This is a genomic window from Ruminococcus sp. FC2018 (assembly GCF_000621805.1).
Classification (GTDB): domain Bacteria; phylum Bacillota; class Clostridia; order Oscillospirales; family Ruminococcaceae; genus Hominimerdicola.
In genome coordinates this window covers 1-13,195 of record NZ_JHXH01000012.1, presented here as the reverse complement: position 1 = coordinate 13,195, position 13,195 = coordinate 1, and the positions used below count along the sequence as shown (strand labels likewise).

13 protein-coding genes are annotated in these 13,195 nt (G+C 47.6%); 5 read left to right on the top strand and 8 right to left on the bottom strand.

Features of this window, described 5'->3' with window-relative positions:
• Window positions 1-529: 529 nt before the first annotated feature.
• From leuB to leuC, 4 genes are all read right to left on the bottom strand, one after another.
• On the bottom strand, window positions 530-1,612 hold the full coding sequence (leuB, locus tag T494_RS0108900; protein ID WP_028506000.1) for a 3-isopropylmalate dehydrogenase: 1,083 nt from the start codon (window positions 1,610-1,612) through the stop codon (window positions 530-532).
• A 358-nt stretch (window positions 1,613-1,970) separates the two neighbouring features.
• On the bottom strand, window positions 1,971-2,450 hold the full coding sequence (leuD, locus tag T494_RS0108895; protein WP_028505999.1) for a 3-isopropylmalate dehydratase small subunit: 480 nt from the start codon (window positions 2,448-2,450) through the stop codon (window positions 1,971-1,973).
• Between the two features lie 32 nt (window positions 2,451-2,482).
• A complete protein-coding gene (locus T494_RS0108890) occupies window positions 2,483-2,869 on the bottom strand; it encodes a hypothetical protein (protein WP_028505998.1) in 387 nt (128 codons plus the stop codon).
• Window positions 2,870-2,922: 53 nt separating this feature from the next.
• Window positions 2,923-4,182, bottom strand: a complete 1,260-nt coding sequence (leuC, locus tag T494_RS0108885) for a 3-isopropylmalate dehydratase large subunit (RefSeq protein WP_028505997.1) — start codon at window positions 4,180-4,182, stop codon at window positions 2,923-2,925.
• Window positions 4,183-4,501: 319 nt separating this feature from the next.
• Here leuC and T494_RS13880 point away from each other — a divergent pair, with 319 nt between their 5' ends.
• Window positions 4,502-4,684: a hypothetical protein gene (locus T494_RS13880; RefSeq protein ID WP_242836419.1), complete on the top strand. Its 183-nt coding sequence runs from the start codon at window positions 4,502-4,504 to the stop codon at window positions 4,682-4,684.
• Between the two features lie 85 nt (window positions 4,685-4,769).
• Here T494_RS13880 and T494_RS0108875 read toward each other — a convergent pair whose 3' ends face one another.
• Complete coding sequence (locus tag T494_RS0108875; protein WP_347490887.1) at window positions 4,770-5,696, bottom strand: sugar phosphate nucleotidyltransferase; 927 nt, start codon at window positions 5,694-5,696, stop codon at window positions 4,770-4,772.
• A gap of 175 nt (window positions 5,697-5,871) precedes the next feature.
• Here T494_RS0108875 and T494_RS0108870 point away from each other — a divergent pair, with 175 nt between their 5' ends.
• The 4 genes from T494_RS0108870 to T494_RS13470 all read left to right on the top strand — a co-directional run bounded on the left by T494_RS0108870 (window position 5,872) and on the right by T494_RS13470 (window position 8,704).
• Entirely contained in the window at window positions 5,872-6,636 is a 765-nt protein-coding gene (locus T494_RS0108870) for an SDR family oxidoreductase (RefSeq protein WP_028505995.1), read from the top strand.
• A gap of 444 nt (window positions 6,637-7,080) precedes the next feature.
• On the top strand, window positions 7,081-7,629 hold the full coding sequence (rsmD, locus tag T494_RS0108860; RefSeq protein ID WP_028505993.1) for a 16S rRNA (guanine(966)-N(2))-methyltransferase RsmD: 549 nt from the start codon (window positions 7,081-7,083) through the stop codon (window positions 7,627-7,629).
• The gene (gene coaD, locus T494_RS0108855; RefSeq protein ID WP_028505992.1) at window positions 7,626-8,126 is read left to right on the top strand and encodes a pantetheine-phosphate adenylyltransferase; all 501 of its coding nucleotides are present in this window, start codon (window positions 7,626-7,628) and stop codon (window positions 8,124-8,126) included. The genes rsmD and coaD overlap by 4 nt, the downstream gene beginning before the upstream one ends.
• Before the next feature lie 23 nt (window positions 8,127-8,149).
• Window positions 8,150-8,704, top strand: a complete 555-nt coding sequence (locus tag T494_RS13470; RefSeq protein WP_051540270.1) for a hypothetical protein — start codon at window positions 8,150-8,152, stop codon at window positions 8,702-8,704.
• Window positions 8,705-8,806: 102 nt separating this feature from the next.
• On the opposite strand, the gene T494_RS0108845 is transcribed toward T494_RS13470, so the two are convergent.
• The 3 genes from T494_RS0108845 to T494_RS0108835 all read right to left on the bottom strand — a co-directional run bounded on the left by T494_RS0108845 (window position 8,807) and on the right by T494_RS0108835 (window position 12,999).
• The gene (locus T494_RS0108845) at window positions 8,807-10,501 is read right to left on the bottom strand and encodes a recombinase family protein (protein WP_028505991.1); all 1,695 of its coding nucleotides are present in this window, start codon (window positions 10,499-10,501) and stop codon (window positions 8,807-8,809) included.
• Window positions 10,502-10,607: 106 nt separating this feature from the next.
• Window positions 10,608-10,751: a hypothetical protein gene (locus tag T494_RS13875; protein ID WP_155984073.1), complete on the bottom strand. Its 144-nt coding sequence runs from the start codon at window positions 10,749-10,751 to the stop codon at window positions 10,608-10,610.
• 949 nt (window positions 10,752-11,700) lie between these two features.
• On the bottom strand, window positions 11,701-12,999 hold the full coding sequence (locus T494_RS0108835; RefSeq protein WP_028505990.1) for an AAA family ATPase: 1,299 nt from the start codon (window positions 12,997-12,999) through the stop codon (window positions 11,701-11,703).
• Window positions 13,000-13,195 lie beyond the last annotated feature (196 nt).

Sequence of the window (13,195 nt, the reverse complement as noted above, 5' to 3'; positions counted from 1 at the left end):
TTTTTCAGCTCTCAGATGCAAAACACCAAAAAACAAACGCAAAAATGTAACTTAATCGTTTTCGGAACAAAAGTTACAAATCAAGAACAGAAAAATACAAGGATTTTAAATTTAAAAACTGTTTGCATTTTTGCTGTTACACATTTATGAACATTTTTGAAAAATTCTAAAATGGCGCATATACGCAGAAAAATCATACTGTACCATTTTGGTGACATTTGGTAAAGTGCACAAAATATGAACTATCGGTTATTAAATAAAAGGGGCGTTACCACAAAATGAAACTATGCTAAATCATTTAATCTTTGTGGGCACTGCATCGGCAAAACACGCTGTTTAGGGCAAAAGTACGTTTTAATGGACAGATAAAATACGTTGGAAAACCGGCGAAACGAATGTTTGAAAGTGTAAAAACCGTGGCGTAGTGAAAAAATCAGGGGAGCCTCATTTGGTTGAGGACTCCCCGTTATTTATGTTTTTAACCGTCGTGGGGCATATTATATATATTATAATAGTATACCCTTTGGAGCTATATTCTTTCGCAGATAAGATCGCCCATTTGCTCGCAGCCCACACGGGTCTTGCCGTCGGACATTATATCCACGGTTCTGTAACCGTCGGAAAGTACCTGTTTTACGGCGTTTTCCACTGCATCAGCTTCTTTATCCATATCAAAGGAATAGCGCAGCATCATAGCGGCGGAGAGGATAGTTGCGATGGGGTTAGCCAGATCCTTGCCTGCGATATCGGGGGCAGAGCCGTGGCTTGGCTCGTACAGACCGAATTTTGTATCGTTGAGGGAGGCTGAGGAGAGCATTCCGATGGAACCTGTGACCATTGCAGCCTCGTCGGAGAGGATATCGCCAAACATATTTTCGGTAAGGATAACGTCGAACTGACCGGGATCCTTGACAAGCTGCATAGCGCAGTTGTCCACCAGCATATGCTCAAGCTCCACCTCGGGGTAGCTTTGTGCCACTTTATTTACAACCTTGCGCCACAGACGTGAGGAGTCAAGGACATTTGCTTTATCCACGGAAGTTACCTTTTTACGGCGTTTCATGGCGATATCGAAACCACGTTTAGCGATACGTTCGATTTCCTTTTCGGTATATGTAAGGGTATCGGTAGCGGTTTCAACGCCGTCAACTGTTTCGGTTTTTCTTGCGCCGAAGTAGAGACCGCCGGTAAGCTCTCTCATTATCATCATGTCAAAGCCGTCGCCGATTATCTCGTCGTTGAGGGGGCAGGCGGAGCGGAGCTGGTCAAAGAGCACGGCGGGACGCAGGTTTGCGAACAGTCCAAGCTCTTTTCTTATTTTAAGCAGACCTGCTTCCGGGCGGAGGTTGGGGGGCAGCTTATACCAGGGCGATGTGGAGGTATTTCCGCCGATTGCTCCCAGAAGCACTGCATCTGCGGCTTTTGCGGTGGCAACAGCCGCATCGGTAAGGGGTTCGCCGCAGGCATCTATTGAGCAGCCGCCCATAAGGATATGGGTATAGTTAAAGGTATGTTCGTATTTTTCTGCGACTTTATCAAGGATTTTCTGAGCCTGGGTAACGATCTCGGGACCTATTCCGTCGCCTTTGATAACTGTGATCTTCTTTTCCATTTGAATATTCCTTCTTTCAATGTATTAGTAGCATAATAACAGGTTTTTCGCTCAAGCCTTTTCTCGTAAAAGAAAGCTACACTATCCTGCGGATAGCGTGCGGTCGAGGGCAGAGCCCTCGTCGCTGTCCGCAGACAGCGAAATGCCTGACCGTCAGGCTCTCCGAAAAGGGTGAATTTCAAAACAGTCCGGTGGACTGTTTTGAAAGAGGGAAAGCCCTGCAAGAGAGGGCGTGCCCCTTTGAGAAGTTTCAGACTGTTTTTCCTCGATCCGCCTGTGAAAAGGCGGATCGAACAGCATTTTCAAGTTATTGCAGCCGAGCACACAAAAAATGCTATCATACGATAGCACTTTGTTGTTATTTCAGCGAGTTGAGCAGTCCGTTGGAGTCGATTATATTGATGAGAAAATCGGGGAAGGACTGTCCCTGATAGGTTTCGCCCTTTGTGTGATTGGTGATAACGCCTGTTTCAAAGTCGATCTCCACGTCGTCGCCTGCGCTTATCTTGTCGGCTGCCTCTTCACACTCGATTATAGGCAGTCCGATATTGATGGCATTCCTGTAAAAGATCCTTGCAAAGGTTTTTGCGATAACGCAGGATATTCCGCTGGCTTTTATTGCAGCGGGAGCGTGCTCTCTTGAAGAGCCGCAGCCGAAATTCGCCTGTCCCACCATTATATCTCCCTTTTGCACGTTCTTTGCAAAGTCGATGTCGATGTCTTCCATACAATGCTTTGCAAGCTCCTGCATATCGGCGGTGTTAAGGTATCTTGCGGGGATTATTACGTCGGTATCAACGTTATCTCCGTATTTATGTACTTTGCCTCGAGCTATCATTTCTAAGCTCTCCCTTCGGTGGTTATATTCCTTTACGGTTTGAAATCAGGGGAATTGAACACATTATCGCCCTGGGCTTGTCTTCGCAGCTCGTCATAGATCTGGTCCAGATACGCTGTGTCAAGCTTCTCTTTATTTCTTGTTATAAAATAGCAGGTCTTGGGCTTATGGAACATACCCTCTTTCACCAGTCCGATAACGGGCTGTCCGTTTATCTGGGTATTATAAAAGGAATTAAAGCCCTTTTTATCTATAAGCGCCTGCGCCATTTCCACGGTATACGAGTTGGTATCGTGCAGTATCCTTATTATCTCGTCGGCTTTTTCCTCACGCTGGTCGTCGTTGAGCTGGTTGCCGTATTTTTTGGTAACAAGGCTTAGCACAAGGTCGTTGAATATCTCTTTAAGAAAATTCTTCATAGCTTTTTGTTACCTCCTTCTTATCCTTTATGTTCTCTTTTCATAGACTATGCTTAAAGCTGTGAGGGCTGGGCTATTTTTCCTGCCACTGCACTTGCGGCTGCCACATATGGAGACGCAAGGTAGACCTCGGACTCGGGATGTCCCATTCTGCCCACAAAGTTACGGTTGGTTGTTGCCACGGCTCTTTCGCCCTTTGCGAGGATACCCATATGTCCGCCGAGGCACGGTCCGCAGGTAGGCGTTGAAACTGCACAGCCTGCATTGATGAATATTTCAAGCAGACCTTCTTTCATAGCCTGCATATAAACCTTCTGGGTGGCAGGGATAACGATACATCTTACATTTTTTGCGATATGCTTATCCTTGAGTATCTCTGCGGCACATCTCAGATCCTCGATCCTTCCGTTGGTACAGGAGCCGATCACCACCTGGTCGATAACCACGTCGCCTATTTCATCGAAGGTCTTTGTGTTTTCGGGGAGGTGGGGGAAAGCCACGGTGGGCTTTATCTGACTAAGGTCGATGGTATACTCTGCCTCGTACTCGGCATCGGCATCTGCTTCATATATCTTATAATCTCTGTTGACCTTATCCTTTATATAATCGAGCGTTACGCTGTCAACGGCAAAGATACCGTTCTTTGCCCCTGCTTCGATCGCCATATTCGCCATACAGAGTCTATCCTCCATAGAAAGGTTCACAAGTCCCTCGCCGGAGAACTCCATAGACTTATAAAGTGCGCCGTCCACGCCTATCATTCCGATAATATGCAGAATAACGTCCTTTGCGGCACTGTACTTTGGCAGCTTGCCTACGATATTGAACTTTATTGCGCTTGGCACCTTGAACCAGGTCTTGCCCTTTGCCATACCTGCGCACATATCGGTGGAGCCGATACCTGTGGAGAATGCGCCGAGAGCGCCGTATGTACAGGTATGTGAATCTGCGCCGATAACGCAGTCGCCGGGGGCAACAAGTCCTTTTTCGGGAAGCAGGGCATGCTCGATACCCATATCGCCCACGTCAAAGAAGTTGACTATATCGTATTTTCCGCAGAAATCCCTGCACTGTTTACACTGTGCGGCGGCTTTGATATCCTTATTAGGCGCAAAGTGGTCCATGACCATGGTGACTTTATTCTTATCGAATATATCGCTGAATCCTGCCTTATTGAACTCATTTATGGCAACAGGCGAGGTGACGTCATTCCCCAGCACAAGGTCAAGGTCAGCCATTATAAGCTGTCCTGCTTTTACGCTGTCCAGTCCTGCGTGCGCTGCAAGTATTTTCTGAGTCATTGTCATTGCCATGATAAATAAGCCCCTTTAAACACATATTGGGCGGCAAAGTCTGCGCCCTGTCCCTGCACTCTGTACAGGAGATAATAATTTATTTTAATCAATCATCATTTGCCACTTAACATTATAACATAGCAGAGGTCAAAATGTAAAGAACAATTTATAACAAACTATGAATAATATTTGTCTAAAACGATTTAGATTAAAAATTTTTAAGGATTTTTCAGCCAGAAAAACGGAAATAATCCACAGCTATATTTTCAGACCCTGCGGGAAAAAATAAAGATATACAAAAGACGAATGATTTTGTAAAAATCTTATTTATGCGGGGGTGAAAAGGTTGAAGGTCAAGACTATAATTGCGGGAGTTTCCGTATGCGCTGCGGTAGGCACTGCGCTGTACGCTGTGGCAAACTCCACAGGCTCGGAAAAGCGTATGCTCAAAAGGCGTACCAGCCGTGCTATGCACGCCATCGGTGAGGTTGCCGAGGGTATCGCTCAGATAATGGGATAAAAAGGCACAATGCCTTAGGATATTGACTGGGGAGGGATCTTTTTTGGCAGGGATCTTCCCCGGGTATTTTTAATAGTGTGCTCTGTCAGCCCCACAGCTTTGCAGGATAAACGCCTTTATCCACCAATGCTTTGAAATTTGCCTTTGCGCTTGGGGTATCCTCGGCATAGGTTATGCCGAACCACTTATCGCTGCTTTGGGTAACGGCGCAGGTAACGTCGCCGTTTTCGATCATTTTCTCTATCCCGCCTGGAAGCAGGAACTCGGCGGTGATATTGTTTACATTTTCTTTGAGGAAGCTTTCAAAATACTCACCCAGCTTTGTGATGAACTCAGGGGGGCAAGCCCACATATTCATTGAAACAGGGTTATCGTCGGCTATTACCTCGTCGGTTTCTTTTCCGCAATGTATTTTTCCGTCGGCTTCACGGCGGATATTATAGGTTTCCTTTATGCTTTCCAGCTTGCCGTTTTTCACCTTGCAGACTCCACGGTTTACGCTGCCGAATTCGCTGAGGGTATTTTGGAGCTCAAACCCTACAAGGGCGATAGACATTGGTGTTTGCGGGGCAGACTGCATTTCCTTCAGTTTATCATACAGCTGGACAAAGGCTTGTTTGCCGTAGTAGTCGTCGGCATTGATGACAACAAAAGGCTCTTTGACCGCATCTTTGCAGCAATAGACGGCATGACCGTGTCCCCAGGGTTTTACACGGTCCTTGGGACACTCAAATCCTTTGGGGAGACAGTCAAGCTCCTGAAATACATAATCTGTTTTAACTATCTTTTTTATACGCTCGCCTATCATTTTATCAAAGGCGTCCTTAATATCCCTGCGGATAATGAACACCACTTTATCAAATCCGGCTTCAACTGCATCATATATGGAATAATCCATGATTATCTCTCCGCCCGGTCCCAGGGGTTCAAGCTGTTTTATTCCGCCTGCAAAGCGGCTCCCGAGTCCTGCTGCGAGTATTACCAGGGTTGCGTTCATGTTTTCGTCCTCCAAGCAATGTATTTGCGCTGGTTTTACAGCTATATTATCTCACATAGCAAAGGATTTGTCAATAGAATGTTAAGAAAACGGCAAAAAAAACAGTAAAAATAATATACAGGCTGATTGACAAAGGTCGGAGGGGTATGGTAAAATCAAAGGGAAACAAAACCGCAAGGAGGTAATATATATGGCAAGGACGGCACTTATCACCGGGGCAAGCTCGGGGATCGGCAGGGAGATCGCAAGAGAGCTTTATGCAAGGGGCTTTCGGTGTATTCTTTGTGCTCGCAGAGAGGACAGGCTCAGAGAGCTGGCTGACGAGCTGGGAGAGAACACAAGGGTCATTGTATGCGATGTATCCAAAAAAGAGGACTGTTACAGACTCTATGACGAGGTAAAGGATGAGAATGTGGGGGTACTTATAAACGGTGCGGGATTCGGACTTTTCGGTAAGTTCTGCGAGACAGAGCTTGAGCGTGAGCTGGAGATGATAGACACCAATATAACTGCGGTACACATTCTCACAAAGCTTTTCGTGAAGGATTTTGCACAAAAGGACAGGGGCTATATCATGAATATTGCATCCTCTGCGGGACTTATGAGCGGCGGTCCGTACATGAGCACCTACTACGCATCAAAGGCATACGTTGCCGACCTTACCAGCGCAGTTGCAAGAGAGCTTCAGGAGGCAGGCAGCAGGGTGCATGTATGTGCGCTGTGCCCTGGACCTGTGGACACTGAATTTAACCAGGTGGCAGGCTGTTCATTCGGCGTCAAAGCCATAAGTGCAGAACAATGCGCCAAGGATGCGATCAAGGGTATGTTCGGCGGCAAGACTATCATTGTGCCATCGGCTGCGCTTAAACTGGCTGCGGTGGGTTCAAGGCTCATGCCAAGAAAATTGCTCGTTGCCATGACAGGAAAGGTCCAGAGCAAAAAGGGCGAGGCATAACACATATCCGGATCTGCCGCATTACTTCTGCGTGGCAGCAGGGGGAAACTCTTTTGGAGCTTTATCGGGGGGAACTCTTTTGGAGAAGACTTCCCCCCGTACCCCCCCTGAGAAACCTCTTAATGATTTTTCCCCACTCCGTCTGCGACGGGGCAGGGAAAAATAACCGAAAGGCTCCCAAAGAGAGTGCGGAGAAAAACTTACCCGGAAGAACTACTCCCGATAGAGCACCAAGAGAATATCCCCGACAACAACACAGGGATAATGGAAAAACAAAGCTCGCTCACCCATGCTGCAAGGGGGGGCAGGCGGCTTGGCAGGCGGCAGTCATTCCATGCCTTTGGCAGAAAAAATTAAGAAAAATTCAAAAAGGTATAGACAAATTGAAATAATTATTGTATAATTAGTTGGGAAATTATATCTTTTTACCCATTGGAGACGCTTATGAGAGTTATTACCGGAAAATGCAGGGGCAAGAAGCTTGCGACCTTAGAGGGGTTAGACACCAGACCCACCACGGACATGGTCAAGGAGTCTGTTTTTTCCATTATACAGTTCGATGTTGCGGGCTCCAAGGTGCTTGATCTTTTCGCAGGCAGCGGTCAGATGGGCATTGAGGCTCTGAGCAGGGAAGCGGATCACTGTGTATTTGTTGATTCAAACCCTGAGGCTATAAGGATCGTCAAGCAGAACATAAGCGACTGCAAGTTCGTGGCACAGTCAAGGGTACTGGGCATGGACAGCTTTGAATACCTGAGGGTGTCAAAGGGCGGTTTTGACATTGTCTTTATAGATCCGCCGTACAGGCAGGGGCTTGTTGAGAAGGCTCTGGGATTCATGGGCGATCAGCTCAACAGCGGCGGTATTGTTGTTTGCGAGCACGAAAAGGAACTTGAGCTGACGGATAGTTACGATGGCATCAGGCTTTACAAGCGGTATAAATACGGCAAGACGGCGGTGACTGTATTCAAGGCACCACAGGAGGACATATGAAGCGCATTGCGGTTTGTCCCGGAAGTTTCGACCCTATAACGCTGGGGCATCTGGACATTATAAACAGGGCATCCACGCTTTTTGACAAGGTGATCGTGCTGGTTTCTTTCAATGCAGCAAAGAAGGCAGCTTTCACGGTGGGAGAACGTGTGGAGATGATATACGATGTGGTCAAGGATCTGGACAACGTTGTTGTTGACTGCAATGACGGGCTGTTGGCGGACTATCTTAAAAGGACCGGCGCAACGGCTATTGTCAAGGGTTTGCGGGCTGTTTCGGATTTTGAATACGAATTTCAGATGGCTCTGGCAAACAGAAAGCTTTACGACGGTGCGGAGACGGTATTTCTCACCACCACGGGGGAGAATATGTTTTTATCCTCCAGCGTTGTCAAGCAGATCGCATACTTCGGCGGTGACATCTCGGGCTTTGTTCCGCCGCAGATACATGATTTTATAAAAAGCAGACTTCTCAAGTCTGACGATATAAAAATATAGGTTGAAGAAAGGATGAGATATACATGAATCTTGAAGAGGGACTGAACAACCTTAAATCCGCACTTATGAACGCTCAGGGCACACCTTTTTCAAACAAGAAAAAGGTAGATGCTGAGATGATGATGGAGATCGTTGACGAGCTTATCGAGTCCACTCCCGATGAGATCCAGAAGGCAAAGGAGATAGAGAGGGACAGACAGAGCATTCTTGACGATGCAAGGCGTCAGGCCGACCAGATCGTTAAGGACGCTCAGGCAAAGGCTAAGGAGCTTATCAGCGAGGAAGAAATCGTTAAGCAGGCTCACGAGTATGCAAACGCAGAGGCTCAGAGGGCGAACGAAGAGGCTGAGAAGATCATTTCAAATGCAAAGGCTCAGGACATGGCTATCAGAAAGGCTATGGTTGAGAAGCTGAACATTTCTCTTGGCGAGGCTCACAATGTACTGTCAAAGTGTGTGGCTGATGTTACGGCGACACACGAGGCTCTTGAAAAGATCGCAGGTCCAAACAACAATGCTTCGGCTATCCCGCCGGCTAAGGGTCCAAAGATCACGCCTCCTATCAAGGACGACAAATAAGCTCCGATACATAGTAACGGATACAAGCTTCTCTGCTTTTGCGGGGAAGCTTTTTGCTGCAAAAAAACCACCCATATAGGGTGGCTTTTTTATTGGTGTGGTTTACTTGCCTGCCTTGTAGGAGTCGATCATCTTCTTGCTGATGTTACCCGAACGCCGAGCATACCTCGCTCCCTTGCGTACGTAGGTGACAGGCTCGTTATCGCCGGTTAGCAGCTTTATTTGCAGCTTCATGGTGTTTTTGTTCATTGGCACCACATCTATCCTGTCGATGACCGCCTTTGCCATTTCGTCAACATCTTCCTTGGTCATTACGCCTGTTGGGTCGTACATATTGCGGAAGTAGTCGCCGATGCGGCGGATATTCTTTGCGTACTGCTCGCTGTCCTGGGATTTTTCTTTGCGGTATTGCATTTCGTTTTCGATGTCCTGGATGACCTTGGTGTGCTTGGTGTTGCGCTCGGTGAACTCCGCCTTGGAGATAGTTTCTTCCATGTAAAGTTCCAGCAGTTTGTCACGCTTGCGGTTCTCCTTGTCAAGCTGAACCTGCAGTCTGTTCAGATCCTTTTGCAGCTCGCCTGTGTTGTCGGCTTGCTTGTATATCTCAAGGAATGATTCGATGTAGTCGTCAAGGTCGCCTGCTATCTCGGTGAAAAATCCCGACAGCATTTTGTAAAGCTCGCTTTCAAGTATTGCAAATGATGCGCAGGTCTTTGTGCCGAAGCGTTTTTTCTCGGAGCATATCCATTCGTAGACGGGCTTGCCCTTTGATGCGCTGTTTGAAAAGCTCGTCCGCCAGTATGGCTTATCGTGAGCCTGACACCATATCTTTCCAGTGAACACGCTTTTGTCCTTGAAGGAGTGTTCTCTTGCTTTTATCACGCTGCTGCGGTAGGCAAATATCTGATTGCACCTTTCCCATATCTCCTCGGAGACTATCGCTGGGACTGTTTCGCCTGTTTCGTCCTTGTACATCACCCATTCATCCTGCGGCAGGAACTTCTGCTCTTTGGTGCGGTAGTCAACGGTGGTGACTTTGTTTCCGCAGTAGTAGCCTTTGTACTTGGGGTTCTGAATTATTCCCGAGATGGTGTTGTGGTGTATGCGTGTGCCGTTGCGTCCCCGATAGCCTTTGTCGTAGAGTATCCGTTCTATCTTCCGCACGCTGGCATCGCCTGTGGAGTACAGCTCGAAGATGAGCCTGACCATTTCGGCTTCCTCTTCGTTGATGACCAGCTTGCAGTCTTTCTTGTCATATCCGAAGATGCGGTTGTTGCCAAGGACGTTGCCGTTCTTGATAGCACGCTTGTGACCGAATCGCACACGCTCGGACAGCTTTCTTACCTCGTCTGCGGCTATGCTTGACATTATCGTAAGGCGAAGCTCGGAGTCGGGGTCTATGGTGCAGATGTTGTCATTCTGAAAGAACACTCCCACGCCCGAGGAGAGAAGCTCTCTTGTGTAGGTCAGGCTGTCGATGGTGTTTCTTGCAAATCTGCTGACCTCTTTAGTCAGCACGAGGTCGAACTTGCCCGCCTTGCCGTCGTCTATCATCTGCATAAACGACTCACGATTCTCGGCACTCTCACCTCTGACTCTGTCCACATAGCCCTCGACGTAGTTCCAATGTGCATTTGACTTTATCATCTCGGTGAAGTAGCTTATCTGATTCTCGATAGAGTTTTCCTGCTCGTCCGAGAGGGTGGACACTCGTGCGTAGAAAGTCACGTTGATGTCCAGGTCAAAAATAGTTTTCCGCTCGCTCATCATCAGCTGACGAGCCTTGTAAATATCCATAAGATATCCTCCTTTATTTTAATTATAACTTGTTATTTTTCAAAATCAATACGGTGGAAACATTTACATATCTACTCTATGTAGCCCGCCTTTGCAGCGGGCTTTTTCAGGCTGTGAGCTTATCTATCAGCACAAGCATCCGGTTGTACTTTTTCACATCTATCTCACCACGCCCGAGAAGTATTCTCGTCCAGGCGGTGAGCGTCTGCTTTTTAAGCTCAAGAGCCTTGCATTTTTCTGTAATCTTCAAACGCATCACTCCTATCTTTATTCTTATCATCGTCAGGTGGATTATACCATTTATTGCAGTAGTTTTTACCACAAGAGTACCACACTCTGCGGCGGTTATCTATCACCAACTGCAACGAATTTTGTCTGTCTTTTTTGTGCATCAAGCAGCACATCGCTTTTGGATTATAGTTTGTCATTTTTGATCTTCCTTTCGTATTTATTTTTTGCCGTTAAGAGTTTCAACACAACTTTTTTGTTCAGCCGAAAACAGCCCGTGACGCCATCGGATAACCTCGCACAAGCGGAGTTACAGGCACATTTTTTGAATTTTGACGTCGGTAGTTTTGGCTTTTTCACATTTTGACTCCAATTCTCATTTCGCAGATTCTCTCGCAAACACGCCGAGCTTTGCTCGTCGAAGTGAGGCGTGCGGCGGCAAATGACGCCGTGCTTTTTCCTGCAAAGCTCTGAATGCTCTGAAATCGAGCCTTGTTTGGCTGTACTCAAAACTGTCGGGTTATCAGTTCAGACATATTCTTTTTCTGCTAATGCGACAGGGGGTTCACGGGGTCCGCCCCGAGCCAGTGAAGCGGGCGGTGGTGGACTGCCGACTGCGATGCTGGCTGGTCACAAAGTTTAGCGGTTTTCGGACTGCCGTTTGACACCCTCAAATTAGCTGTTTTCTTTCTTCGCTATCATTCGCAGAAGAGAGAAATATGCTGTGTGGCTTGACCTGCCGACTTAAACTTGGAACAGTTTTTTGCTGCACCCGTGAGCTGCAAAGCGCTCAAGCTCGGGGTTTTGTCTTTTCCGCAATTTCAGAGTTACTATACAGATAGTAAACTCCAGCCGTTAGTGTTCCTTGCTTTTTCATTCGCTCACACTTGCGCCACGATGCCCTGTGTGGCGTTCTGTGCATGCGGGTCGGGTAAACTCTCCACCGGGGGAGAGGGTGGGCAAATTTCGGCTCACAGTGCGGGGTCGAACTCGGGGACGAGAACACCTCGTTCCTTGAAAATCTTTTCTCGCAGTCTTGCTGCACTTTGGTTGAGCAACTCGTTAAGTGTGTATCGTTTCACCTCGATTTTCTTTCCATTGATGAGCAGGTACTCAGGGTCAGCGCCTTTCCGAAAAGGGACAGCTAACTGCCCGACAGGGTCAGTTGACTTTTCACAAGTGTTGCTTCCTTCTGTTGCCGCAGAGCCAATAGAATCAATGGCTTGCGAGCTTTCGGGTTGCTCGGCAGTGACAGCAGGGTCAGCGTTTTGTGACGGCTCGGGCATAAGATTTCTGCCGTCACTGGTGTCACTGTCACGGTCGTACGCCAGCATAATCAGTCTCTGTCCATTGCTTCTCTTGTGCGAGAAATTCACGCCGTAGCTTTGCAGTTCGTAGCCGTGCAAGGTCAGGTCTTTCTTTATCATGTTCGGGAAAAATTCTTGCTCAAACTTTTCCGTCAGCAGACCGCACAGCTCTGTTGCCGAGCCTTTGAACGAAAGCATTTCCAGCATCAGGTCATGAATGGCAAAAGAGAAAATGTCAGGCGGCTTGTCCTCGCTCTCGTCGGTGACTGTCCACCTTGCACCCTGCCGAGTGAGCAGCAGCTCGGTGTCCTCGATGTCACGACCTGTGCAGTGCAAGGTCGCCTGATTTGCACTCCGCTTTGCTTTCATCAGCACCAGCAGTCCGTCAACACAGCCGTTAAGCCCTGTGCTGCCCGAGACCATATTGAACGGGTCGCTATCGGTAGCCTTGCGCAGATGATGTACAAGCACGATGCAGATTCCAAGCTGCTGTGCAAGATTTTTTAGAGGCAATAGCTCTGCGTAGTCGCTGCCATATGTGGACTCTGTTTCACTGCGAACCATTTGCAGTGTGTCGATTACAATGAGATGCAAGTCCTCGTGTGCAGATTTGAACTTGGTGATCTGTTCCTCCAATCCACAGCCGATAGAGTCAGCCATTATCGAAAAGAACAGTTTGTCCGACGGTTCGTCTGTCAGTTCGTACAGCCGCTTTTGGATACGCTCGTAGCCATCTTCGAGGCACAGATAAAGAGCCGTTCCGTTTGCAGTTTCACGCTCTAACAGCTTTTCTCCCTTGGCGACTGCAAGGCAAAGCTGCAATGCCAGCCACGATTTCCCCGTCTTCGGGGAGCCTGCAAGGATGTACAAGCCTTGGGCAAGCAAGCCGTCAACGGCGAACTCTATCGGCTTGTACAGCGTGGTCATTATCTCCTCGCAGGACTTGATGATCAGTTTGTTCATGTGATTTCTCCTTTCTTTTTTTGTTTATTGAGAACGATCGCCCTCTATATACTTACCGATGGCAGAAGACAAAAAGCGACATTTTTCTGTCGTTCATAAAATCTTTACGTTTTACAAAGCAAAAAAAGACCGCACAGACTGCTCTGTGCGGCGGAATATCTACGCTGCTTTCTTTCGTTTCTTCTTGGGTTTCTCC